The sequence below is a fragment of the Pseudomonas syringae genome, from assembly GCF_021605415.1.
GTDB lineage: Bacteria > Pseudomonadota > Gammaproteobacteria > Pseudomonadales > Pseudomonadaceae > Aquipseudomonas > Aquipseudomonas syringae_S.
On sequence record NZ_WKEQ01000015.1, the window covers coordinates 22,210 to 44,476 of the forward strand.

Below are 22,267 nucleotides of genomic sequence, written 5' to 3' on the forward strand. Positions count from 1 at the left end.
TAGACTGGCGGCATACGACGGGGGAACAGGATGGAACCGATTCTGGAGCTGGAAAGCGCGCGATTGCTGCTGCGCCAATGGCAGGACGAGGATTTGCCGGCGTTTGCCGACATGTGTGCCGACCCGCAGGTGATGCGTTACTTCCCGGCACCCCTGACTCGCCTTGAAAGTGCCGCCGTGATCGGTCGGGTGCGCGGGCATTTTTCCGAGCACGGTTTCGGTTTGTGGGCTCTGGAGCGCAAAGACACCGGCCAGTTCATCGGTTTTACCGGACTCGGCGTGGTCGGTTTCGACGCGCCGTTCACGCCGGCAGTGGAAATCGGCTGGCGCCTGGCGAAAGAGCACTGGGGGTTGGGCTATGCCAGCGAAGCGGCGTGGACGGCTCTGCGCTGCGGCTTTGACCGGATCGCGTTGAGAGAAGTCGTTTCGTTCACCAGCCAGACCAATCTGCCGTCGCAGAAGGTGATGCAGGCGATCGGCATGCATCACGACCTGAGTGACGACTTCGAGCATCCGAAGCTCCCCGCCGATCACCCGCTGCGTCAACACGTGCTGTACCGCATCACCCGCGAACAATGGCTGGAAACCTTGCATGGATAAGCCCCCACGGACGGTTACAATGGCCGGCATGTTGGCCCGTGCCAGAACCTGAATGGGCCGCCGCAGCCAAGACTGCGCGGCATTGCTTTGTGTGAGGAGAGTCTGAATGAGCCAAGTGTTGGAAGATCTGGTCGACCTGCTGACCCTGGAACCGATCGAAGAAAACCTGTTTCGTGGCCGCAGCCAGGATCTGGGTTTCCGTCAGTTGTTTGGTGGTCAGGTGCTCGGGCAGTCGCTGTCGGCGGCCAGTCAGACCGTTGAAGAAGCGCGGCATGTGCATTCGATGCACGGTTATTTTCTGCGTCCGGGCGACGCCAAGTTGCCAGTGGTGTATTCGGTTGATCGCGTGCGCGATGGCGGCAGTTTCAGCACCCGCCGCGTCACGGCGATCCAGAAAGGTCACCCGATTTTCACGTGCAGCGCTTCGTTCCAGTACGACGAGGCCGGCTTCGAGCATCAGAGCCAGATGCCACAAGTGGTCGGCCCGGAAAACCTGCCGTCGGAGCTGGAACTGACCCAGCAACGCGCCCACCTGATTCCCGAGCACATGCGTGAAAAACTGCTATGCCCGAAACCCATCGAAGTGCGCCCGGTCACTGAAAAAGACCCGTACAACCCGCAGCCGTCCGATCCGGTGAAATACGTGTGGTTCCGCGCCGATGGTGCGTTGGCCGATATCCCGGCGTTGCACAAATACTTGCTGGCCTATGCCTCGGATTTCGGTCTGTTGACCACGTCGATGCTGCCGCACGGCAAATCGGTCTGGCAGAAGGACATGCAGGTCGCCAGCCTCGATCATGCGTTGTGGTTCCACAATGACCTGCGCGCCGATGACTGGCTGCTTTACGCGATGGACAGCCCGTGGGCCGGCAACTCCCGTGGTTTCTCCCGTGGCAGCGTGTACAACCGCGCCGGGCAACTGGTGGCCTCGGTGACGCAGGAAGGTTTGATCCGCCATCGCAAGGATTGGGCATGAGCCTGAGCGATGTGCGCCATTGGGTGTTCGACATGGACGGCACCCTGACCGTCGCCGTGCATGACTTTGCCGCGATTCGCGTGGCGCTGGCGATCCCGCCCGAGGACGACATCCTCACCCATCTCGCTGCATTGCCAGCGCAGGAAGCCGCTGCCAAACACGCGTGGTTGCTGGAGCATGAGCGCGATCTGGCGCTCGGTTCGACCCCGGCCACCGGCGCGGTGGAACTGGTGCGTGAACTGGCCGGGCGCGGTTATCGCCTCGGCATCCTCACCCGCAATGCCCGCGAGTTGGCGCATGTAACGCTGGAGGCCATCGGGCTGGCGGACTGCTTTGCAGTGGATGACATTCTGGGCCGCGACGAAGCACCGCCCAAACCGCACCCGGGTGGATTGTTGAAACTGGCCGAAGCGTGGAATGTGCCGACCGGCGACATGGTGATGGTCGGCGATTATCGCTTTGATCTGGATTGCGGTCGGGCGGCGGGGACGCACACGGTGCTGGTGAATCTGCCGGACAATCCCTGGCCGGAGCTGACGGACTGGCATGCGCGCGATTGTGTCGAGTTGCGGCGGATGGTGACGGCTTAAGAGATGTGGCGTCAGACCGGCCACCGCCTATTCACTCAAACAACGCTTTCTGACCTTCCGGCGAGGTCAGCATCCCGTCGCCGTCATGCCCGACCCCCGGCACTTCGACCAGCCGCTGATTGACCCCTTGGGGATGGCGACGCAGCAAATAGCCAAAATACAACTTGCCGCGCTCCAGTCGATAACTTCCCTGCGCCTCGGCGGCACAGCTTTTGTCCAGTGCCGGATGCTGCGGGTCGGTGTCCTGCTGGCCCAACAGATAAATCACCTCGCGTTTGACGTAACGGCTTTCAAGTTGCGTCGGCGATTGCCCACCGCCATAGATCGGCGGATCCACCAGGCCGTATTTCCAACGATTGAAACCCAGGCACTGCGCGTGATCGAAGGCCACTGGCCGCTGTTCGTTGAAATAGGCGTAGGACGACGGATTGGCCACCACGTAACGCAGGCGAATGCCATTTTGCTTGAGCGCCGGTTGTTCCTGAGCGAGCAGGGCGTAGCGCTGTACCACTTGCGCGCCACCGGAGTGGCCGGCAATGACAATCTGCTTCACGTCCGGAAATTGCTTGCGGTCGCTGACCCGGGCGACGATTTCGTCCAGCGCAGCGTAGGAACTGAGCGGCTGCGGGCCTGTGGATAAGCCGCCGCCCATCCACTCATTGCCTCGCCAGCGCAACACGGTGGGTGGCAATGAGTAGAGAGTGACGTCGCTTTCATTGAGAAATTGCGGAGCGATCACCAGCGTGTTCGCCGCCTGGCCGGCCTGGGCGGCAGCATTTTCACCGCTCTTGCGATAGGTCTCGGCGTTGCGCAAGCGACCGTGGATGACGATCAGTATCCGCTCGATTTTCTCCGGCGCGGCACCGATGCCCACGGCCATTTCCCCAGACTTCAATTGCAGGCGGCCGGGGCTGATGGCGTCCACGCCGAAACTGGCAGCTTGGGCGGTGCTGCCGATGATCAGTAAAGCCAACAGCCATTTATGCATTTACAGGTTTTTCGCCGCGAAGGTATCGCACTGGCCGACCTGGCCCTGAGCGAATCCGGTTTTGAACCAGCGCACCCTTTGCGCCGACGTACCGTGAGTGAAGGAGTCCGGCACCACGCGGCCCTGACCCTGTTGCTGCAAGCGATCGTCGCCGATGGCGTTGGCGGCATTCAAGGCTTCTTCAATGTCGCCCGGCTCCAGCCAATTCAAACGTTTTTGCGCATGGTTGGCCCAGACGCCCGCCAGGCAATCGGCTTGCAGTTCCTGGCGCACGAGCAAACCGCCATCGCCTTCCATCTGCCGACCTTGCTGGCGAGCCGTCTGAATTTTCGCGGAAACCCCGAGAAGCGTCTGCACATGGTGTCCGACTTCGTGAGCGATCACGTAGGCCTGAGCGAAATCGCCGGCGGCGGAGAAGCGCCGGGCCATTTCCTGGAAGAACGCCATGTCGAGGTAGACCTTTTGATCCGCCGGGCAATAAAACGGGCCGGTGGCGGAGGTCGCCAAACCGCACGCCGAGTTGACCCGATTGCTGAACAGCACCAGGGTCGGATCCTTATATTGGCGACCGGCCTGCTGGAAAATCGGGCCCCAGGTGTCTTCGGTGTCGCCGAGGATCGACCGCACGAATTCGGCCTGTTCATCGTTGGCCGGCGGTGCCTGACGGGTTTGCGAACTGGCCGGTGCCGATTGCTCGGTCATTTGCCCGGTCAGTTGGCCGAGGATCTGCAGCGGATCCTGGCCGGTGATCCACCCGATGCCGACGATCAATACAATGGCGGTCAGGCTAAGTCCCTTGCCGCCACCGAAGCGCATTCCGCCACCCCCCCCCATGTCATCACCACGGGCGTCGACGACGTTGTCACTGCGTCGGCCTTTTTTCCATAGCATGTGGGAATCCTCTGATTGATCGTGGTGATGAGTGTTGCTGGTGTGCAGGAGTGGCGCCAGTCCGATCGTCAGACAGCCTTTAACCACGGCGGTTCTGTGGCGTGGCGACAAGCTTACAGCGACGTGGCTGCAAAGGTATCGCAGGTGTCAATCCGGCCGCTATCGAAGCCCGCCGTGAACCAGCGTGAACGCTGCTGCGACGTGCCGTGACTGAAGGTGTCCGGGCGCACGGTTTGCTGTTGCGCGGTTTGCAGATAGTCGTCGCCAAACACCGTGGCGGCGTTCAAGGCTTCTTCGATATCACCGGGTTCCAGCCAGTCCAGACGCTGTTGCGCATGATGCGCCCAGACCCCGGCCAGGCAATCGGCCTGCAATTCGGCGCGCACTTCGAGGCCGCCATCGCCTGCAACCCGTTCACGTGCGGCGAGGGCTTTATCGAACGGCGCGGAGAGGCCCAATTGCAGCTGTACGTGATGCCCGACCTCGTGGGCGATGACGTAGGCCTGGGCGAAGTCGCCGACCAAGGCAAAACGCCGGGCCATCTGTGCGAAAAATTCCGGGTCGAGGTAGAGCTGTCGATTGTCCGGGCAGTAGAAAGGGCCACTGCCGGCACCGGCGTAACCGCATCCGGAAGAGACGCCATCGCTGTAGAGGGTCAGCGAAGGGGCGTTGTACTGGCGACCCGTTTGCGCGAAGAGTTGTTTCCAGGTGTCTTCGGTATCACCCAGTATCGATTCGACAAATTGGCGGTAGGGATCTTCGGTCAGGATGTCGCCCTGCTCGGGCGTAATCGCCAGTGTCGAATAAACGCCCATCCCGGCCAGGGTAAACGCCGCGAATCCGGCGGCCAGCGCTTTCCCTTTAGAGGTGCGGGCATCCTTGCCCTCGCGTGTGTCATTTACGTTGCTGCTGCGTCGTGCCTTGTTCCATAGCATTGCTGCGGTCTCTCATCGGTTGATCGGCGGTTGCCGTGCCTATGAATAACCGCAGCGGTAAAACGCTGCAGGAAAGATGTGTAAGGCCGCGTAAGTCGATCAGCGGTCGAACGCATCCCATACGGGAGCGAAATCCGGACTGACCTGGCGTTCACGCTTGGACAGTCCCGCAATCAGGGCGCGGTCGTCATCGTCGAGTTCAACCTTGAGCGAGGCGAGGTTGGCCATTTGATTGGCCTTGCTGCTGGCCTTGGGAATCGCGGCGACGTTGGGCTGATCGAGCAGCCATTTCAAGGCGACCTGGGTGGGCAGCACGCCGTGTTTCTCGGCGATCTGTCGGATCTGCGGAACCTCGGAAACCTTGTTGCGCGCCAGCGGTGTGTAGGCCGTCAGCGCCAGATCGTGTTGGCGGGCGTAATCGAGCAAGGCGTTTTGTCCGAGCAAGACGTGGTACTCGACCTGAATGGCTGACAGAGCAATGCCATATTCCTCGACAACTTTGCGCAGCAGCGGCAGCGGAAAATTCGCCACGCCGATATTGCGCGCCAGCCCTTGTTCCTTGAATTCGGCCAGGGTGTCGAGGGTGCGCGGCAAATCCCAGTCGGTGCTCGGCCAGTGGATCATGAACAGATCAACGTAATCGCTGCGCAGTGCTTTGAGGCTGCGTTGCAGGGAGTGGCGCATGGCGTCGGGTTGCAATTGATCCCACCAGACCTTAGTGGTGAGGTGGATCTGCTCGCGGGGTGTCGGGCTGTTCTCCAGGGCTTGTCCGACGGCGTCCTCGTTGTTGTAGGCCGCTGCCGTGTCGACATGGCGATAACCCAGTTCCAGCGCTTGCTCCACGGCGCGGGTGCATTCGTCATCAAGCATCGGCCAGGTGCCGAGGCCGAGTTTCGGCATGTTCAAACCCTGGGCGTTAACGATGTGCTGCATGGTCGATCTCCTGTTCGAAAGGCGTGGCGCCGGCGATATGCCGCGCGGCGATGTAACCGAAAGTCAGTGCCGGGCCGATGTTGATGCCGCCCGCCGGATAGTGCCCGCCCATGATGCTGGCCATGTCGCCGCCAGCGGCGTAGAGCCCGGCGATGGGATTTTGTTCGGCATCGAGTACTTGAGCATGTGGGTTGACCTTGAGCCCGGCGAACGTGCCGAAACATCCCGGTTGCACCTTTACCGCGTAGAACGGGCCGTCTTCGATGGGGGCTACGCATGGATTGGGTTGCCGGGACGGGTCGCCCTGTTTGCGGTTGTACGTCGTGGCGCCACGACCGAATGCCGGATCTTCGCCGCTGCGGGCATGGAGGTTGTACGCGTCCAGCGTGGCGCGCAAACCGGCCGGATCAATACCGCAGGCCTGCGCCAATTCTTCAGGGGTGTTACCGGTTTTCAGATAACCGCTGCGGATAAAACCTGACACGGGCACAGGGAAGGGTCGCGACATCCCCAGGCCGTAGCGCCGCTGGAAAGCACGGGTGCAGATCAGCCAGGACGCCACATCTTCGCCTTCCGCCGTGGCGGCCACCATCGCGCTGACATAGTCGTAGTAACCGTTGGCTTCGTTGACGAAACGTTGGCCGCTGCGTAGCACGCCGATGATCCCGGGTTTGCCGCGCTCAATGATGTGTGGGAAATGGCCGATACTGCCGTCGGAATGAGGCACTTGCGACACGGGTGCCCAAGCCACGGGCGAGACCATGTTGGTGTTGACCCGCGCGCCGACGCTTTCGCCCAGGCGCAAGCCGTCGCCATTGACGGCCAGCGGCGGCAGTGCCCAGTGCTCGTTGCCGGTTGGCGTATGGGGAAACAAAGCCTTGCGCCGTTCGATGTCGTTGGCAAAGCCGCCCGCCGCCAGCACCACGGCTTTGCGCGCATTGATGCGGATCAGGCCTTTTGCGCTGTTGACCATTGCGCCTGTCACGCGCCCGTTTTCACGCAGGAGTTCGGTCACCGGCGCCGATTCCCACAACAGCACGCCGAGGTCTTCGGCGGATTTGGCCAGCCGTGCGATCAGTGCGACACCGTTGACCAGTTGCATCGCCCGGCCATGCACGGCGAGGTCAAGCAGATGCCGGGTGAAGCGGCGTGTCACATGCCAAGCGGCGGACAGCGAACGCGTGAGGTTGAGAAACGCCGCCAGATCGGCCCCGGCCATGATCGGCATGCCCATGAATGACGTTTCTCTCATCGTTGTACGAAGACGCTTGAGCAAGCGTCCGGCTTTACGTCCGTCATACGACGCGGCAATCACCGAGCGTCCGCCGGTTCCGGCACCGGGCGTATCGCCATGGATGTCGGCGATGGCGTTGCCATCGGCAAATTGCAGTGCCGTGTGCTGCTCGAAAAAAGTCACCATGTTCGGGCCAGCGGTGAGGAAGGCGTCGATCATGGCCGGGTCGTATTGCTCGCCGAGTTCGTGACGCAGGTAGGTGCGCGGCAGTTCGATGTCTTCAACGATACCGGCGCGGCGCGCCAACGGATTGCACGGCACCCAGGCCCAGCCGCCAGACCACGCCGTGGCGCCGCCGAACACCGGATCTTTTTCGACCACGATGACTTTGAGCCCGTGCCAGGCTGCGGTGACTGCAGCCGACAGGCCGGCAGCGCCTGATCCGACGACGAGAACGTCGCAATCGACAGCGGGAAATTCGGGGGCGGCAGACATTCGAAACGACTCCAGCAATGATAGTTATTAGAATTGAGTTCCAGAAAATACCCAAGGACTGCAATGCGTAACAAGACTTGCCCGGCGCAAAGTGGGCGTTTATCGAACAGGCAGTTCCACATTTCTCATTGAAGCGGATGTCTTCTAGAATCGGCGAAATTTCATTTGGATTTCACCATGGCCGGCAGTCAAATCGAACGGGTTTTCAGCGTGCTGGAATGCCTTACCAGTGATCCGCGCGGGCTGCAGATGCAGACGCTGGCGGAGCAACTGGATATCCCTAAAAGCGCGACTCACCGCTTGTTGGCCGAGTTGATCCGCCTGGGTTACGTGCGGCAGAACGCGGAAACCCTGCGCTATCAACTGTCGACCAAACTGGTGGCGATGGGTTTCCAGTACCTGGCGAGCAGCGGGGCGGACATCGTGCAGCCGGTGCTGGATCGTCTGGCCCAGGAGACCGGTGAACTGGTACGCCTGGGGGTGATCGACGGTGAGCGCCAGACCTGGATCGCCAAGTCCCAAGGGGCCAGAACCGGCCTGCGCTACGATCCGGACATGGGGCGCGACGCGCCGCTGTTTTATACCGCGTCGGGCCATGCGTGGCTGGCGTGCATGAGCGATGCCGAGGCGTTGTCGCTGGTCGAGCGCCAGGCGGCCGACGTGCCGGTGGGTGTCGGGCCCAATGCACCGCGCTCCAACATCGAACTGCTTGAACGCCTGCGTCTTGCTCGAGAACAAGGCTATGCCTGGGTCGAGCAAAGTTCGGCCGTCGGTACGTCGGCGATCGCAGCAGTGGTTCGCCATCCGGGCGATGGCCGGGTGATTGGCGTGCTCAGCATTGCGGGCCCCAGCGCACGGATGCCGGGGGCGCGGCTGCATGAACTGGCGCCGCTGCTGTTGACGTTTGCCGAGGAGTTGTCGGCGGCGAGCCTGGCGTCGGAGTTGTTCATCTAGATTGAATAATCCCCAATCCCTGTAGGAGTGAGCCTGCTCGCGATAGGTGAGTGTCAGTCACCGCATTGCTGATGGATAAACCGCCATCGCGAGCAGGCTGGCTCCTACAAGGGATTCGGTCAGTGATAGAAAACGTGCGCTGACCGCACGGTTTTCTGTTCGATGGGTGGGAGAATGTGGAACCGGGTTCTAAATTGTTGTCGGCATAGTCTTTCCTACAACAATGACAAGAGGATTCACACCTTGAGCTCCTACCTGCGAATCGCGCTGATCGGCGCTGGCACCATGGGCCAGCAACATTATCGGCACCTGCAAACCCTCACCGACGCCACGCTGTGCGCCGTGGCTGATCCCGGCCCGCAAGCACCGGCTCTCGCTGCCGATTGGGGCGTGGCGTATTTCGCCGATCACCGGCAGATGCTGGAACAGGCACGGCCAGACGCGGTCATCGTGGCCAATCCGAATAATCAGCACGTCAGTACGGCGCTGGATTGTCTGGCGGCCGGTGTCGCGGTGCTGCTGGAAAAACCGGTGGGCGTGGATCTCGCCGAGGTTCGCGAGTTGGTCGCCGTCGTGAAAAGCACCGGTGTGCCGGTATTGGTCGGCCACCATCGTCGGCACAACCCGCTGATTGTCCGCGCCCATGAGCTGGTGAAGGGCGGGGCGCTGGGACGGTTGACCCTGGTCACGGCGCTGTTTCAGTTGCGCAAACCGGACAGCTATTTCGAGGTTCCATGGCGCCGCGAAGCCGGAGCGGGAATGCTGTTGACCAACTTGATTCACGACCTCGATCTGTTGCGGCATCTGTGCGGTGAAGTCCGCTCGGTGCAGGCGATGACTGATAACGCCGTGCGCGGTTTTGCCAATGAGGACAGCGCGGCGGTGCTGCTGCAATTCGAGGGCGGTGCGTTGGGCACGCTGACCGGTTCCGATGCCGTTGCGGCGCCGTGGAGCTGGGAGCTGAGTTCCGGAGAAAATCCGGTGTACCCGCGTCATGCCGATCAGCCTTGCTATCTGCTCGCGGGTACGGCCGGGGCCTTGAGCATTCCGCAGCTCAAGCGTTGGCATTACTCCGCCGATCAAACGGATGCGGGTTGGCATGAGCCATTGCTGGCGGAGCAGGAATCCTGCACGGCCGACGAAGCATTGCGTCTGCAACTGGAACATTTTGTGCGCGTGGCCCGGCGTGAAATCCAACCGTTGGTCAGTGCCGCCGATGCGGCGCGCACGCTCGCGCTGATCGAAGCCATCCACCAGGCCGCTGTCACTGGCCGCGCCTGCACCCCTGAACTGATCGAGGCATGACCATGAATAATCGAATATTGTCCCTGGCCAGCCTGACCGTGCTGGAATTGTCGCCGCCGGACATGGTCGACGTTGCGGCCCGCGCCGGTTATAGCCATGTCGGCTTGCGCCTGGAGCCGGCTACGCCCGAGGAATATCACTTCCCGCTCGTAGCCGATGCCGACTTGCGTCGTCAGACACTGGCGCGGCTGCGCGATACCGGTATCGGCGTGCTCGACGTGGAAATCCTGCGGCTGAAAGCGCAGACCGTGGTCGCTGATTTCGAACGAATTCTTGCGGTCGGTGCCGAATTCGGGGCGACGGAATTGCTGGTGGCCGGTAACGATCCTGACGAGCAAAGGCTCACCGACAACTTCGCAGCGCTATGTGATCTGGCAGTGCCTTACAGTTTGCATCCGCATCTGGAGTTCATGCCGTGGACCGATGCGCGCGACCTGCAACAGGCTGCGCGTATCGTAGAAAGTGCCGGGCGCGAAAACGGTGCGGTGCTGGTGGATGCGTTCCATTTTGATCGCTCGGGTTCAACCCTTGCCGACCTGGCGAGCGTGCCTGCCGCGCGTTTACGCTATGCGCAGTTGTGTGATGTTGCGGGGCCGAGGCCGACGGACATGGCCGAGATCTTGCGTCAGGCACGGAACGAGCGACGGTTTCCCGGCGAGGGCGATTGCGACTTGCTCGGGCTGTTGCGGGGTCTACCGGCTAACCTTCCATTGAGCCTGGAAATCCCCACGGTGAAACTGCTGGAGCAGGGTGTGAGTGGATTGCAGCGGGCGCAGATGGCGATGGCCGCGACGCAGGCCGTGTTGGCGCGGCTGTAAGCGGTGCTGCAAACCCTGTGGGAGCGAGCCTGCTCGCGAATGCAATCTGTCAGTGAGATTGTTGTTACCTGACTCACCGCTTTCGCGAGCAGGCTCGCTCCCACAGTCATTCGGCGTGTACACAACGTTCTGGTGCACCGCAGTCTTCGGCAGGTCCTACACAAAGAACGATTACGAAAAGGAAACCCAATGACCGTCAGCACTCCACTTTCAGGCGTCAACCAACCCTTCAAGGGGATCTTGCTGATTGTGGTGGCGACTTTTCTGTTTTCCAGCCATGACGCGTTGTCGAAATATCTCTCCGGGTTCTACCCGATTGTCATGGTGGTCTGGGCCCGCTATCTGGTTCACACCTTGCTGATGGCGGGGATTTTCCTGCCGCAGTCCGGTCTGCGTGTCCTGCGCACCAAGCGACCGTTATGGCAACTGGTGCGGGCACTGTGTCTGTTGGGCACCAGCCTGTTTTTCACCACTGCGCTGCTGTACATCCCCTTGGCGGAAGCCACGGCGGTCAACTTTCTTGCGCCGGTGCTGGTGACGGCGCTGTCGGTACCGTTGCTCAAGGAGCGCGTGACGCGAGGCCAATGGATCGCTGTGATTTGCGGCTTCGTCGGCGTGTTGATCATCGTCCATCCGGGCGGTGAACTGTTCACTCCGGCAATCTTGCTGCCGTTCTGTTCGGCGCTGTTTTTTTGCTTCTATCAACTGCTGACCCGCAAGCTCGCCGAGATCGACAGCCCGACCACCAGCAACTTTTTCGCAGGGTTATGCAACACCTTGGTGATGAGTGCCCTGGTGCCATTCTTCTGGCAGGTACCCACGCTGAATCACGCGGTGCTGATGCTGGCGCTGGGCAGTTGCGGGATGACCGCGCATTTGTTTCTGACTCAGGCGTTTCGCCACGCGGCACCGGCATTGCTGGCACCGTTCGGCTATTGCCAGATCGTGTTTGCGGGATTGTTGGGCTGGTTGCTGTTCAGTCACACACCGACTCTGACCACGGTGGTGGGCATCGCAGTGATCTGTTGCAGCGGATTGGCGGCAGCCTGGCAGCAGCGCCGAAGCTGAAACTGAAAACTGTAGGAGTGAGCCTGCTCGCGATGCGGTGTGTCAGTCGACATCAATGCCGGATGTCAGTGCGCAATCGCGAGCAGGCTCACCCCTACAAGGGGGAGCGTTACTCGGTGACGGTTGGAATCTTGCGCGGCGCCATGAAGTACATCCAGGTCAGGGCAATGAAGTACATCGCCGGAATCAGGGTGAACAACACGGTGTAGTTGTTATTGGTGACGGTCAGGATGTGGCCGACGATCTGGGTCATGAACATCCCGCCGATTGCTGCACACATGCCACCGAAGCCGAAGACCGTGCTCATCATGTGCTTGGGCGTGTAGTCCATCACCAGGCTCCAGATGTTCGCCGTCCAGGCCTGATGCGCGCCGATCGCCAGAGAGATGGCGGCGACCGCGACCCACAGGCTGCTCGAACCGGCCGCCATGACCACGCCGATGATGCAGCAGGCAAACAGGAACATCGACAGCAGCCGCGCCTTGATCGGGTTCATCCCGCGACCGATCAGGAACGAAGACAGGATGCCGCCACCCACGCTGCCGAAGTCGGCGGTCAGGTAAATGATGATCAGCGGAATGCCCATCTGGGTCACGTTGATGCCCAGGTTGTATTGCTGATTCAGGAACGGCGGCAGCCAATACAGGTAGAACCAGAACACCGGCGCCGTCAGCGAGTAGGCGATGGCGAAGGCCCAGGTGCCGCGCATGCGCAGGATTTTCGAGAACGGCACGCGGACCTGTTCCGGTTCGACTTGCTGCTGGATGTAGTCCAGTTCCGACTGTTTAAGGCTCGGATGATCTTCCGGGTTGAAATATTTCAAACCCCAGAACAACAGCCAGATCCCGCCCAGTGCCGCCATGCACAGGAACGCGGCTTGCCAGCCCCATACGTGGAGAATCAGCGGCAGCAGCATCGGGGTGAACATCGCGCCGACGTTGGTGCCGGCGTTGAAGATGCCGGTGGCTACGGCGCGTTCGCCGGCCGGGAACCACAGGCGCGTGGTTTTCACGCAGGCCGGGTAGTTGGCCGCTTCGGTCAGGCCGAGAATGAATCGACAGACCATGAAGCCGACCGCCGACGTCGCCAGACCGTGGGCGCCGGTGGCCAGGCTCCAGAGCAGCACGGCGCAGAAGAATACGCGTTTGACGCCGACGCGGTCGATCAGTCGCCCTTGCAGCACGAAGCCGATGGCGTAGCCGACTTGAAACCAGAAGTTGATGTTGGCGTAGTCCATCGCCGTCCAGCTCATTTCCTTGGCGAGAATGGGCTGCATGACGCCGAGGGCGGCGCGGTCGATGTAGTTGAGGGTTGTGGCAAAAAACACCAGCGCCAGCATGCCCCAACGGGTCTTGCCGACGGCCATGGCGCCGCGGATCTTGTCGCCAATGCCACCCGTGGCAGTGCTCACGGCTGGCGCCATGCGGGAAGTCTGTGAAGGAATCATATGTTCCACCCGTTCTTGAATTTGTTATGTGGTGTTCTTTTATTTCACTGCGACCGGTGGTTCGCGTCCGGACTCAATGTGAATCGAATGGTGGGCAGTGGACAAAAAATCGTCAATTCACCAAATCGGCTTTGTGTTCGATAATCGCACGCAAAACTAACCGGGTAGTACAACTTTAAATTGCTGTGCGACGGTATGCAGCCAATAATTTGAACATGCCCCTGATTTGCTGAATCCCACGCTTTGTGCAGGAGCTGCCTCAGACTGCGATCCTTTGATCTTGTTTATTCAACGCAATATCAACAGATCGCAGCCTGCGGCAGCTCCAGTGTCTCTAACAAGATCTCCACCGGGAGTTGAAACATGCAGCGTTCCATTGCCACCGTTTGCCTGAGCGGTACTCTGCCGGAAAAACTCGAAGCCATTGCTGCCGCCGGGTTCGACGGGGTGGAGATTTTCGAGAACGACCTTCTGTACTACGACGGAAGTCCCCGGGAAGTTAAACAGATGTGTGCCGACCTCGGCATCGCCATCACCCTGTTCCAGCCGTTTCGCGATTTTGAAGGCTGCCGCCGCGATCGCCTGCAGCGTAATCTGGACCGGGCCGAGCGCAAATTCGATTTGATGCAGGAGCTCGGCACCGACCTTGTGCTGGTGTGCAGCAACGCGTCGGCGGACAGCGTCGGCGATCAGCAGATTCTGATCGATGACTTGCGTTTGCTCGGCGAACACGCCGGCGCCCGTGGGCTGCGCATCGGCTACGAAGCGCTGGCCTGGGGTCGCCACGTCAATACTTATCAACAAGTCTGGGACATCGTCCGCCAGGCCGATCACCCGAGCCTCGGCGTGCTGCTCGACAGCTTTCATACCCTGTCGCTCAAGGGCGACCCACGGGCGATTGCCGATATTCCCGGCGACAAAATCTTCTTCGTGCAAATGGCCGACGCACCGATCCTGGCCATGGATGTGCTGGAGTGGAGCCGGCATTTCCGCTGCTTCCCGGGCCAGGGCGAGTTCGATTTGCCTGGTTTCCTCGCACCGATTATCCAGAGCGGCTACACCGGCCCGTTGTCGCTGGAAGTCTTCAACGACGGCTTCCGCGCCGCGCCGCCTCGGGCCAATGCCGCCGACGGTTTGCGTTCGCTGCTGTATCTGGAAGAAAAGACTCGCGAGCGTCTGGCGCAGCAAGCCACACCTGTAGCCGCCCCCGAAATCCTGTTCGAAACCGCCAAGGCCAGCGAATACAACGGCATCGAATTCCTTGAATTCGCCGTGGACGAAGCGCTCGGTGCCAAGCTCACCCATTGGCTGGAGCGCCTGGGTTTCGTCAAGGCCGGGCAGCATCGTTCCAAAGGTGTGAGCCTGCTGCGCCAGGGCGATATCAACCTGATTCTGAACGCCGAACCTTATTCCTTCGGCCACAGCTTCTTCGAGGCCCACGGCCCGTCGCTGTGTGCCACCGCCGTGCGGGTCAAGGACAGTGCGAGCGCGTTGGCGCGTGCCGTTGCTTATAAAGGTCAGCCGTATCGCGGACTGGTCGGACCGAACGAGCTGGAACTCGCCGCCGTGCGCGCGCCGGATGGCAGCCTGATTTATCTGGTGGACGAGGACGCGGATGTCTACGGCACTGACTTCAATCTGCTGCCGAACGCCGGTAGCGGCGGCGGTCTCAAGCGTATCGACCACATGGCCATGGCGCTGCCGGCGGACAGCCTCGACAGTTGGGTGATGTTTTACAAAAGCCTGCTGGATTTCGAGGCCGACGACGAAGTGGTGCTGCCTGATCCGTATGGTCTGGTGAAGAGTCGCGCACTGCGCAGCCGCGACAGTTCGATTCGCTTGCCGCTGAACATTTCCGAAAATCGCAACACCGCGATCTCCCACGCCTTGTCGAGTTATCGCGGTTCCGGCGTGCATCACATTGCGTTTGATTGCGATGACATCTTCGCGCAGGTCAGCCGTGCCAAAGAGGCTGGCGTGCCGTTGCTGGATATTCCGCTCAACTATTACGACGACCTTGCCGCGCGCTTCGATTTCGATGACGAATTTCTTAGCGAACTGGCTTACTACAACGTGCTGTACGACCGAGACGCGCAAGGTGGTGAGTTGTTTCACGTTTACACCGAGCCGTTCGAAGGGCGCTTCTTCTTCGAGATCATCCAGCGCAAAAACGGTTACGCCGGGTATGGCGCGGCCAACGTGGCGGTGCGACTGGCGGCAATGGCCAAGTCCCGTAGCGGAGCAGTGCGCCAGGCCAAGTTGTAGGAATTTCGTAAACGCGGGGTTAAACACAGGCCGCGCGGCTTCCTTCACTGTACCGCGCGGCCCATAATCGCCCGCTTGTGCAGTGATGGCCGTGAGCCCGCAATGACCATGAATTCAAAACTTACCGCAGCTCCCGAATCGATTGCTCTGACTGCCATCGAGCCGCGCAAGAGTCGCAAGAACAATCCGGAAAAAACCCGCGAAAACATCCTGCAAGAGGCGATCGTCGAATTCGTCCAGCAGGGGCTTTCCGGTGCGCGCGTCGATTCGATCGCCGAGCGCATTCACACCTCCAAACGCATGATCTATTACTACTTCGGCAGTAAGGAGCAGTTGTACGTCGAGGTGCTGGAGAAACTCTACGGCGATATCCGTAGCACGGAAAACCGTCTGCACCTGGCGGAGTTGTCGCCGATGGTGGCGATTCGACGGCTGGTGGAATTCACCTTCGATCACCATGATCGCAATGTCGATTTCGTGCGCATCGTCAGCATTGAAAACATCCACAACGCCGAGTTTGTGAAACGCTCCGATGCGATCAAGGCAATGAACAACACGATTCTGGATTCGCTCAGCGAGATTCTGCGTCGGGGTGCGGAGGAAGGTGTATTCCGCGCCGGGCTCGACGCGCTGGACGTGCACTTGTTGATCAGCTCGTTCTGCTTCTATCGCGTGTCGAACCGGCATACGTTCGGCGAGATTTTTCAGATTGATCTGCCGGACGAAGCCATCAAGTTGCGTCATCGCGAGATGATTTGCGAGTCGGTTTTACGCTATTTGCAAGCCTGACACCGGCCATGTGGGAGCGAGCCTGCTCGCGAAAGCGGTATGTCAGTGATGACGCCTTCGCGAGCAGGTTTCGTTTAAACGTTCATGCTTTGAAAGTGCGCCAACATCCGCTGCGCATCCGCCGCCACGCCGCTGAACAACTCAAACGCCTTCACCGCCTGAAACACCGCCATGTTGCCGCCATCCAGCGTGCGGCAACCGAGGGCGCGGGCGTTGCGCAGCAGCTCGGTTTCCAGCGGGAAGTAAACAATCTCCGCGACCCACAATTCAGCCCGTAACAAGTCAACCGGCACTGGCATGCCCGGCAGTTTCTGCATGCCCATCGGGGTGGTGTTGACCAGTCCATCAGCCTGACTCAGCGTGCTCGGCAGATCGTGGCCCGCCACTGCACGACCGAAACCGAAGTGCTGATTGAGGTTATTCGCCAGGCTTTCGGCACGGCTGACGTCCACATCGAAAATCGTCAGCTGTTGTACGCCCTCGCTTAACAGTGCGTGGGCCACCGCGGCGCCAGCACCACCGGCGCCCATCTGGACGACGCGCTCACGGGAAACGTCCGGCAAACCGCGACGAAGCCCTTCGGCAAAGCCCAGGCAATCGGTGTTGTGGCCGACGCGTTTGCCATCCTTGAGCACCACGGTGTTGACCGCGCCAATGCCCCGGGCTTCCGGTGACAATTCATCGAGCAGCGGGATGATTGCCTGTTTGCACGGAAATGTGATGTTCAGCCCGGTGAAGCTCATCCGTTCGGCAGCCAACAGCAAGTCGGGCAGGGCGGTGCTGTCCAGTTGCAACTGATCGAGATCGATCAGCCGATACAGATAGCGCATGCCTTGGGCATCGCCTTCATGTTCATGCATCGCGGGGGTGCGGGACGCCTGAATGCCGGCGCCGATCAGGCCGGCGAGGATCACATTGTCGTGGCTCATACCGTTTACCCCTTCAACCGCTGGCTGAAATGTTCGAGCGCCAAGCGATAGCCGTGGCTGCCGAAACCGCACATCACCGCCGTGGCGATGGCCGAGACGAATGAATGGTGACGAAACGGCTCGCGGGCATGGACGTTGGACAAATGGACTTCAATCACCGGCAGTTCGCTGGCGACCAATGCGTCGCGGATTGCTACAGAGGTGTGCGTCCATGCGGCGGGATTAATGACGATCCCGGCGCAGCGGCCGCGCGCGGCGTGAATCCAGTCGAGCAGTTCGCCTTCATGATTGGTCTGGCGAAACTCCACTGCCAGGCCAAATTCTTCAGCGGCGCGGCCGCACAGAGCCGAGATGTCGGCGAGCGTCTCGTGGCCGTAAGTGGCCGGTTCGCGGGTGCCGAGCAGGTTCAGGTTCGGGCCGTTGAGCACGAGAACGATAGGGGGCATGGGAACAAACTCCACTTATTGTTTTTGGATTGGCCGACAGGTTTCGGCCCGTGGAGATAAATTGTACTGGCTGGTTACTTTTGGCAATTGCTCTGTAATAAATCGGTCTTTTTTTGTGCGGTGATCGCACAACGATCCAAAGTTTGCAGCCTTCGGCCGCTCCTACAGGCTTGGCAGTGATTTCAGTTCGGTAACTGCTCGACCAGAAAATCGATGAATGCCCGCACGCGCAAAGGCATGTGCCGGTTCTGCGGATACAACAGGGTGAAGGGGCGGGAGCGTCCGCTATAGGGTTTCAGCAGCTCCACCAGCGAGCCGTCGGCCAGTTCCTTTTCCACGATGAAGCGATAGGTCTGGAACAGTCCCGCGCCATGCTTGGCTAGTGTCACACCGCCAAGTACGTCATCGGAGCAACAGAAATTGCCCTCGGCGAGGATTTCTCGCGGTATGTCCTGATCAAAAAACAACCAGGTGATCCGGCGTCCGCTGCTGGGTAGCTCGAACTGGATGCACTCGTGTTGTTTAAGCTCATCGAGGGTTTTCGGCGTACCGGCACGGTGCAAGTAGTCGGGACTGGCGACCAGCACCAGCGCCGCATCTTCGAGATGCCGGGCGATCAGGCCGGAGTCCGGTATGGCGCGCACCCGGATCGCCAGGTCGTAACCTTCACCGACAAAGTCGATGTTGCGGTTGCTGATGTGCATGTCGACCTTCACCTGAGGAAAGCGTGCACGAAACGCCGGAAGCAGCGGCAGGATGCGGTGATGGGCGTAGGTTGTAGGAATACTGATACGCAGTGTGCCGGACGGCGCCTGCTGTTTGCCCATGACCTCACGCTGGGCTTCGATCAACTGGGCCAGCGCCTGACGACATTCTTCGTAATATCGACGGCCGCTGTCGGTCAACTTCACGCTGCGAGTGGTGCGGGCAAACAGCCGCACGCCCAGGCGCTCCTCCATGCGCGACACCGATCGGCTCACTGCTGCCGGTGTTACTGCCGCCGCTAGCGCCGCAGCGGTGAAACTGCCGGTTTCGGCCGCCAGGCAAAACAGCTCGATGCTGCCCAACTGGAGGTCGTCGAAATGTCGCTGCATGGTGTGCGCCGCCGATCAAAAGGAACTTGAAGCGCTGGTTTACCAAATGCCGAGGGTCAGCGAAAGGAATGCTTACGATTTTGTGCCCATGGGGGGCGAGCTTAATGGCAGCGGGACGCTAGGCTCGATGAGGTAACAGGCGACACCACTAGTCAGATTCGTCAGGGAATGGCGATTGTTTAAGTTTTAAACCTAACGGATGGGTTAGCATTTGAAAGTATTCAGCCACAAGGGATTGTCGGTCGTGATCATGTTGCGTGACGAACATTGCCCGCCTCATGCGCATGTAGATGCAGGCGCCTGGAGCGCACGATTCAAATTCAGTTTCTGGCACAACGGCGTCGAGCTGTGGGATGTCGTCCCGCTCTCCCGTCGGCCGCCAACGACGGTGCTCGAAGGTTTGCGCCAGTCGTTGCGCCAGCCGGAGCACTTGCGTCGAGCGCGGGACATCTGGTGGCATCGCTTGCAGACCGCCTGCCTCGACCATCAATGGTGGGATTGCCAGACAGATGAAGTGGTGGTGATCCGGCAAATTGCCAGCACGACTTACAGGATCGATTCCGCCCATTACGAGCCCGAAGCCAATCGCACGTTGCTGACTCTGGTGGGCGCACAGGAAGGTGTAGAAATAGAACTATGAAAAGCATAAAAGCCAGACAACCGCTGGATCGCCCGGTGACGCAGTCGCTGCTCGATGAGGCCATCGAACGTGGCAAGACCCGCCAGGCAGTCGGATTGCAGGCCGTGGGCGTGTCGTATCAGGATCCATGCCTGGTCATCCGTTTTGAGGACGGCTGCGGTGTGTTGCTGCCGCCGGCGCAATACGCCGAACTGGACGGTTTCGACAAGGCGGATCTTGAGGCGCTGACCGTCGGTTTCGGCGGCACGGCGCTGTGTCACGCCGACAAGGATCTGCAGGTCTCCATCGCCGGGATGATTTCGGCAAGCAAGCCGCTGATGGCCATGGCCGCGTCGGTGATCGCCTCACGCAATGGCCGTCAAAGCAGTGCCGCCAAGGCGGAAGCCGCCCGGGCCAATGGCCGGAAGGGCGGGCGTCCGCGCAAGGTCGAAATCGCTCAATGAACCGTCACAAAAAAGCCGTCAATCACGACGGCTTTGTTGTCTGCGGCAATTACGATCAACGACGGGTCAGCAACACGCCGGATTCCATGTGATGCGTCCACGGGAACTGGTCGAACAATGCGCATTGGGTGATGCGATGGGTGTCATGCAGCTGAGCGATGTTCGCCGCGAGGGTTTCCGGGTTGCAGGAGATGTACAGGATGTTGTCGAAGCGACGGGTCAGCTCGCAGGTGTCGGGATCCATGCCGGCGCGCGGAGGATCAACGAACACGCTGCCAAATTCGTAGCTTTTCAGATCAATGCCGTGCAGGCGACGGAACGGTCGCACTTCATTGAGGGCTTCGGTCAGCTCTTCCGCCGAGAGGCGCACGAGAGTGACGTTATCCACAGCGTTTTCGCTGAGGTTGCTCAGTGCTGCGTTGACCGAGGTCTTGCTGATTTCAGTGGCCAGCACTTTGCGCACACGGGTCGCCAACGGCAGGGTGAAGTTGCCATTGCCGCAATACAGCTCCAGCAGATCGTCGCTGCGATCACCCAAGGCGTCGAACGCCCAGTTCAGCATTTTCTGGTTCACGGTGCCGTTGGGTTGAGTGAACGCGCCTTCCGGCTGGCGATAGCTGAAAGTGCGGCCGCCGACGTCGAGTTTTTCCACCACGTAGTCGTGGCCGATGACTTCACGCTTACCTTTGGAGCGGCCGATCACGCTGACGTTGAGATCCGCCGCCAGTTTTGTCGCGGCGGCGTGCCAGTGCTCGTCCAGTGGGCGGTGGTAGCACAGGGTGATCATTGCATCGCCGGCCAGGGTGGTCAGGAACTCCACCTGAAACAGCTTGTGGCTCAGGGCCGAACTGGCTTGCCAGGCGGCTTTCAACTGCGGCATCAACTGGTTGATGCGCAGGCTGGCGATCGGGAATTCCTCGATCAGGATCGGCGTGCGTTTGTCATCCTGAGAGAACATCGCGTAATGACGCTCGCCGGCTTCGCGCCAGAGGCGGAATTCGGCGCGCAGGCGAAAGTTCTGCAGCGGCGAATCAAACACAGTCGGTTCGGGCGCATCGAACGGGGCGAGCAGGTCACGCAGGCGCGTGACCTTGTCTTCTAGCTGTACGGCGTAAGCCTGGGAATCAAAAGTCATGCGTTGAACCAACCCAACTTGATCACGAACAGTATCGACAGAATCACCAGCGCCGGGTTCAGTTCACGGGCGCGCCCGGACAGCAACTTGATCACGGTCCAGGAAATGAAGCCGAAGGCGATGCCGTTGGCGATGGAGTAAGTGAACGGCATCGCCAGGGCGGTGACCACGACCGGCGCGGCGACGGTAATGTCGTCCCAGTCGATTTCCGCCAGGCCCGAGGTCATCAGCACGGCGACGAACAGCAGTGCCGGCGCGGTAGCGAAGGCTGGAACGCTGGCGGCCAGTGGCGAGAAGAACAACGCCAGCAGAAACAGAATCGCGACGACGATGGCGGTCAGGCCCGTGCGGCCCCCGGCGCTCACGCCGGCAGCGGATTCGATGTAACTGGTGGTGGTCGACGTGCCGAGCAGCGAACCGGCCATGGCGGCGGTGCTGTCGGCGATCAGCGCACGACCCATCTTCGGCATGTGGCCGTCCTTGCCCATCAGGCCGGCGCGCTTGGCGACGCCGATCAGGGTGCCGGAGTTGTCGAACAGATCGACGAACAGGAAGGCGAAAATCACGCTGACCAGACCGATATCCAGCGCACCTTTGATATCCAGTTGCATGAACGTCGGGGCCAGCGATGGTGGCATCGAGGTGACGCCACCGAATGCGGTGAAGCCCATGGCGATCGATACGATAGTCACCACCAGAATGCCGATCAGCACCGCGCCGCGCACTTTCAGCGCTTCAAGCGCGACGATCAGCGCGAAACCGAGCGTGGCGAGAATGGGCGCCGGTTGTTTCAAGTCACCGAGGCCGACCATGGTCGCCGAGTTGCTGACGACGATGCCCGCGTTATGCAAAGCGATCAGCGCCAGGAACAGACCGATACCGGCGGCAATCGCCGAACGCAGTGGCAGCGGGATGCTGTTGATGATCCATTCGCGGATGCGGAAGATCGACAGCAGGAAGAACAGCACGGCGGAAATGAACACCGCACCCAACGCCACTTGCCAGGTGTGGCCCATGTGCAGAACGACGGTATAAGTGAAAAAGGCGTTCAGACCCATGCCCGGAGCGAGGGCGATCGGGTAGTTGGCGATCAGGCCCATCACGGTCGAGCCGATGGCGGCGGCCAGGCAGGTGGCAACGAACACGGCGCCCTTGTCCATGCCGGTCTCGCCGAGGATGCTCGGGTTGACGAACAAAATGTAGGCCATGGCCAAAAAGGTCGTGACGCCCGCCAGAATCTCGGTTCGCACGTTGGTGTTATGTGCCTTGAGTTGAAACAGCCGTTCCAGCAT

22 protein-coding genes are annotated in these 22,267 nt (G+C 60.5%); 11 read left to right on the forward strand and 11 right to left on the reverse strand.

Going from position 1 to position 22,267, the window contains the following annotated elements; genetic code table 11:
• Positions 1–30 precede the first annotated feature (30 nt).
• From GIW69_RS12880 to GIW69_RS12890, 3 genes are all read left to right on the forward strand, one after another.
• On the forward strand, positions 31–600 hold the full coding sequence (locus GIW69_RS12880) for a GNAT family N-acetyltransferase (protein WP_236483044.1): 570 nt from the start codon (positions 31–33) through the stop codon (positions 598–600).
• A 106-nt stretch (positions 601–706) separates the two neighbouring features.
• Positions 707–1,576, forward strand: a complete 870-nt coding sequence (gene tesB / locus GIW69_RS12885) for an acyl-CoA thioesterase II (protein ID WP_236483046.1) — start codon at positions 707–709, stop codon at positions 1,574–1,576.
• Positions 1,573–2,166 carry an HAD family hydrolase gene (locus tag GIW69_RS12890; protein ID WP_236483047.1) on the forward strand — a complete coding sequence of 198 codons (594 nt, stop codon included), beginning with the start codon at positions 1,573–1,575 and terminating at the stop codon, positions 2,164–2,166. Before tesB ends, GIW69_RS12890 begins: the two co-directional genes overlap by 4 nt.
• A gap of 31 nt (positions 2,167–2,197) precedes the next feature.
• Here GIW69_RS12890 and GIW69_RS12895 read toward each other — a convergent pair whose 3' ends face one another.
• From GIW69_RS12895 to GIW69_RS12915, 5 genes are all read right to left on the reverse strand, one after another.
• Positions 2,198–3,154 (reverse strand): alpha/beta hydrolase, encoded by a 957-nt coding sequence (locus GIW69_RS12895; protein WP_236483049.1) that lies wholly within the window; start codon positions 3,152–3,154, stop codon positions 2,198–2,200.
• Positions 3,155–4,045 carry a KPN_02809 family neutral zinc metallopeptidase gene (gene ypfJ, locus GIW69_RS12900; protein ID WP_236483051.1) on the reverse strand — a complete coding sequence of 297 codons (891 nt, stop codon included), beginning with the start codon at positions 4,043–4,045 and terminating at the stop codon, positions 3,155–3,157.
• A gap of 113 nt (positions 4,046–4,158) precedes the next feature.
• Positions 4,159–4,980, reverse strand: a complete 822-nt coding sequence (gene ypfJ, locus GIW69_RS12905) for a KPN_02809 family neutral zinc metallopeptidase (RefSeq protein WP_236483053.1) — start codon at positions 4,978–4,980, stop codon at positions 4,159–4,161.
• Positions 4,981–5,079: 99 nt separating this feature from the next.
• Positions 5,080–5,913, reverse strand: coding sequence for an aldo/keto reductase (locus tag GIW69_RS12910; protein ID WP_236483054.1), 834 nt, complete (start codon positions 5,911–5,913; stop codon positions 5,080–5,082).
• The gene (locus GIW69_RS12915; RefSeq protein ID WP_236483056.1) at positions 5,897–7,642 is read right to left on the reverse strand and encodes an FAD-dependent oxidoreductase; all 1,746 of its coding nucleotides are present in this window, start codon (positions 7,640–7,642) and stop codon (positions 5,897–5,899) included. The genes GIW69_RS12910 and GIW69_RS12915 overlap by 17 nt, the downstream gene beginning before the upstream one ends.
• Before the next feature lie 177 nt (positions 7,643–7,819).
• Here GIW69_RS12915 and GIW69_RS12920 point away from each other — a divergent pair, with 177 nt between their 5' ends.
• The 4 genes from GIW69_RS12920 (at position 7,820) to GIW69_RS12935 (ending at position 11,787) form a co-directional block, all read left to right on the forward strand.
• On the forward strand, positions 7,820–8,596 hold the full coding sequence (locus tag GIW69_RS12920) for an IclR family transcriptional regulator (RefSeq protein ID WP_236483058.1): 777 nt from the start codon (positions 7,820–7,822) through the stop codon (positions 8,594–8,596).
• A gap of 243 nt (positions 8,597–8,839) precedes the next feature.
• Positions 8,840–9,901, forward strand: coding sequence for a Gfo/Idh/MocA family protein (locus GIW69_RS12925; protein WP_236483060.1), 1,062 nt, complete (start codon positions 8,840–8,842; stop codon positions 9,899–9,901).
• 2 nt (positions 9,902–9,903) lie between these two features.
• Entirely contained in the window at positions 9,904–10,719 is an 816-nt protein-coding gene (locus tag GIW69_RS12930) for a sugar phosphate isomerase/epimerase family protein (RefSeq protein WP_236483062.1), read from the forward strand.
• Positions 10,720–10,908: 189 nt separating this feature from the next.
• Positions 10,909–11,787, forward strand: coding sequence for a DMT family transporter (locus GIW69_RS12935; RefSeq protein WP_236483064.1), 879 nt, complete (start codon positions 10,909–10,911; stop codon positions 11,785–11,787).
• A 109-nt stretch (positions 11,788–11,896) separates the two neighbouring features.
• On the opposite strand, the gene GIW69_RS12940 is transcribed toward GIW69_RS12935, so the two are convergent.
• Positions 11,897–13,234 (reverse strand): MFS transporter, encoded by a 1,338-nt coding sequence (locus tag GIW69_RS12940; RefSeq protein ID WP_496570914.1) that lies wholly within the window; start codon positions 13,232–13,234, stop codon positions 11,897–11,899.
• Positions 13,235–13,597: 363 nt separating this feature from the next.
• Between GIW69_RS12940 and quiC the strand changes: the two genes are divergently transcribed.
• Complete coding sequence (gene quiC, locus GIW69_RS12945) at positions 13,598–15,499, forward strand: 3-dehydroshikimate dehydratase QuiC (protein ID WP_236483065.1); 1,902 nt, start codon at positions 13,598–13,600, stop codon at positions 15,497–15,499.
• A 102-nt stretch (positions 15,500–15,601) separates the two neighbouring features.
• Positions 15,602–16,288, forward strand: a complete 687-nt coding sequence (locus GIW69_RS12950; protein ID WP_236483067.1) for a TetR/AcrR family transcriptional regulator — start codon at positions 15,602–15,604, stop codon at positions 16,286–16,288.
• Positions 16,289–16,362: 74 nt separating this feature from the next.
• On the opposite strand, the gene GIW69_RS12955 is transcribed toward GIW69_RS12950, so the two are convergent.
• The 3 genes from GIW69_RS12955 to GIW69_RS12965 all read right to left on the reverse strand — a co-directional run bounded on the left by GIW69_RS12955 (position 16,363) and on the right by GIW69_RS12965 (position 18,757).
• Complete coding sequence (locus tag GIW69_RS12955; RefSeq protein ID WP_236483069.1) at positions 16,363–17,217, reverse strand: shikimate dehydrogenase; 855 nt, start codon at positions 17,215–17,217, stop codon at positions 16,363–16,365.
• A gap of 5 nt (positions 17,218–17,222) precedes the next feature.
• Positions 17,223–17,663 carry a type II 3-dehydroquinate dehydratase gene (gene aroQ / locus GIW69_RS12960; RefSeq protein ID WP_102899935.1) on the reverse strand — a complete coding sequence of 147 codons (441 nt, stop codon included), beginning with the start codon at positions 17,661–17,663 and terminating at the stop codon, positions 17,223–17,225.
• 182 nt (positions 17,664–17,845) lie between these two features.
• Positions 17,846–18,757, reverse strand: coding sequence for a LysR family transcriptional regulator (locus GIW69_RS12965; RefSeq protein ID WP_236483071.1), 912 nt, complete (start codon positions 18,755–18,757; stop codon positions 17,846–17,848).
• Between the two features lie 211 nt (positions 18,758–18,968).
• Between GIW69_RS12965 and GIW69_RS12970 the strand changes: the two genes are divergently transcribed.
• Together GIW69_RS12970 and GIW69_RS12975 are read left to right on the forward strand one after the other, a co-directional pair.
• Entirely contained in the window at positions 18,969–19,397 is a 429-nt protein-coding gene (locus GIW69_RS12970) for a DUF4160 domain-containing protein (RefSeq protein ID WP_236483073.1), read from the forward strand.
• Positions 19,394–19,840, forward strand: coding sequence for a DUF2442 domain-containing protein (locus GIW69_RS12975; protein ID WP_236483075.1), 447 nt, complete (start codon positions 19,394–19,396; stop codon positions 19,838–19,840). Before GIW69_RS12970 ends, GIW69_RS12975 begins: the two co-directional genes overlap by 4 nt.
• 55 nt (positions 19,841–19,895) lie before the next feature.
• Here GIW69_RS12975 and trmA read toward each other — a convergent pair whose 3' ends face one another.
• Complete coding sequence (gene trmA, locus GIW69_RS12980; protein ID WP_236483077.1) at positions 19,896–20,975, reverse strand: tRNA (uridine(54)-C5)-methyltransferase TrmA; 1,080 nt, start codon at positions 20,973–20,975, stop codon at positions 19,896–19,898.
• Entirely contained in the window at positions 20,972–22,267 is a 1,296-nt protein-coding gene (locus tag GIW69_RS12985; protein ID WP_236483078.1) for an NCS2 family permease, read from the reverse strand. Before GIW69_RS12985 ends, trmA begins: the two co-directional genes overlap by 4 nt.

Coding starts and splice junctions, on each gene's coding strand:
- GIW69_RS12975 (WP_236483075.1), top strand. CDS start 19,394: ATGAAAAGCATAAAAGCCAGACAACCGCTGGATCGCCCGGTGACGCAG.
- ypfJ (WP_236483051.1), bottom strand. CDS start 4,045: ATGCTATGGAAAAAAGGCCGACGCAGTGACAACGTCGTCGACGCCCGT.
- tesB (WP_236483046.1), top strand. CDS start 707: ATGAGCCAAGTGTTGGAAGATCTGGTCGACCTGCTGACCCTGGAACCG.
- quiC (WP_236483065.1), top strand. CDS start 13,598: ATGCAGCGTTCCATTGCCACCGTTTGCCTGAGCGGTACTCTGCCGGAA.
- GIW69_RS12940 (WP_496570914.1), bottom strand. CDS start 13,234: ATGATTCCTTCACAGACTTCCCGCATGGCGCCAGCCGTGAGCACTGCC.
- GIW69_RS12880 (WP_236483044.1), top strand. CDS start 31: ATGGAACCGATTCTGGAGCTGGAAAGCGCGCGATTGCTGCTGCGCCAA.
- GIW69_RS12920 (WP_236483058.1), top strand. CDS start 7,820: ATGGCCGGCAGTCAAATCGAACGGGTTTTCAGCGTGCTGGAATGCCTT.
- aroQ (WP_102899935.1), bottom strand. CDS start 17,663: ATGCCCCCTATCGTTCTCGTGCTCAACGGCCCGAACCTGAACCTGCTC.
- ypfJ (WP_236483053.1), bottom strand. CDS start 4,980: ATGCTATGGAACAAGGCACGACGCAGCAGCAACGTAAATGACACACGC.
- GIW69_RS12965 (WP_236483071.1), bottom strand. CDS start 18,757: ATGCAGCGACATTTCGACGACCTCCAGTTGGGCAGCATCGAGCTGTTT.
- GIW69_RS12950 (WP_236483067.1), top strand. CDS start 15,602: ATGACCATGAATTCAAAACTTACCGCAGCTCCCGAATCGATTGCTCTG.
- GIW69_RS12935 (WP_236483064.1), top strand. CDS start 10,909: ATGACCGTCAGCACTCCACTTTCAGGCGTCAACCAACCCTTCAAGGGG.
- GIW69_RS12955 (WP_236483069.1), bottom strand. CDS start 17,217: ATGAGCCACGACAATGTGATCCTCGCCGGCCTGATCGGCGCCGGCATT.
- GIW69_RS12930 (WP_236483062.1), top strand. CDS start 9,904: ATGAATAATCGAATATTGTCCCTGGCCAGCCTGACCGTGCTGGAATTG.
- GIW69_RS12895 (WP_236483049.1), bottom strand. CDS start 3,154: ATGCATAAATGGCTGTTGGCTTTACTGATCATCGGCAGCACCGCCCAA.
- GIW69_RS12985 (WP_236483078.1), bottom strand. CDS start 22,267: ATGCTGGAACGGCTGTTTCAACTCAAGGCACATAACACCAACGTGCGA.
- GIW69_RS12910 (WP_236483054.1), bottom strand. CDS start 5,913: ATGCAGCACATCGTTAACGCCCAGGGTTTGAACATGCCGAAACTCGGC.
- GIW69_RS12915 (WP_236483056.1), bottom strand. CDS start 7,642: ATGTCTGCCGCCCCCGAATTTCCCGCTGTCGATTGCGACGTTCTCGTC.
- trmA (WP_236483077.1), bottom strand. CDS start 20,975: ATGACTTTTGATTCCCAGGCTTACGCCGTACAGCTAGAAGACAAGGTC.
- GIW69_RS12890 (WP_236483047.1), top strand. CDS start 1,573: ATGAGCCTGAGCGATGTGCGCCATTGGGTGTTCGACATGGACGGCACC.